Genomic DNA, 774 nt, shown 5'->3' with positions numbered 1-774 from the left:
CGGGCGGAGGGTCGTCCCGGGGTGGAGATGGGCGGGGCCTTGGGACGGAAATTTTCCCGCGCGGCGAAGTCCTGGGAGTGGATGTGGGTCTTTCCCGCACGGGAGCTTTCGGAGGATCCGGTCTCGAAGGCGATGCGGCGGCATCATCTCCATCCCGAGGTCTATCAGCGCGCGATTGGGCGGGCGGCGAGGAAGGCGCGGATTCCCAAGCGAGTGACCTCCCATGCTCTGCGGCATAGCTTCGCCACCCACTTGCTGGCTGCGGGGACGGACATCCGGACCCTACAGGAGCTGCTCGGCCACGCCCAGGTGACGACGACAGAGCTCTACGCCCATGCGGCCCAGGTAGGCAATAGCCGGGGGGTGCGCAGTCCGCTGGATGCGGGGAGGTAGTTTTTCAGTTTTTCAGTTTTTCAGTTTTTCAGTTTTTCAGTTTTTCAGTTTGAATTCTGGATTCTGGATTCTGGAAGTGAGGGATGAAGTCCCTGGGGCCGACGAGGCGTCGGCGCTCCTTTGTCGCGACTTGAGAGAATGGATGGTCCGGCGGCAGGGTGCCACAGGGACGGTCTTCCGCAGGAAGCGTCAGCGATGTCGGCGGATGTCTCGGCGAGACATCCCTACCGCCGAATGAAGCCGACACTGAGGCGCACGATTGGACGACTTTGATTGCTGAACGGAGCGCCGAAATCGGTGATTTCAGTCTTCAGATCATCGATCTCACGGCTCAGATCATCGATCTCAGAGTTCAGATCGTCGATCTCACGGCTCAGATCA

The 774-nt window shown here is 60.3% G+C and carries 1 protein-coding gene; it reads left to right on the top strand.

Features of this window, described 5'->3' with window-relative positions:
- A partial coding sequence (locus JIN78_RS16840; RefSeq protein WP_200393161.1) for a tyrosine-type recombinase/integrase occupies positions 1 to 393 on the top strand: 393 nt, incomplete at its 5' end.
- Positions 394 to 774: the final 381 nt, after the last annotated feature.

It is taken from the genome of Roseibacillus ishigakijimensis, assembly GCF_016595415.1.
Taxonomy (GTDB): Bacteria; Verrucomicrobiota; Verrucomicrobiia; order Verrucomicrobiales; family Akkermansiaceae; genus Roseibacillus; species Roseibacillus ishigakijimensis.
This window is presented reverse-complemented; position numbering and strand designations above follow the sequence as displayed.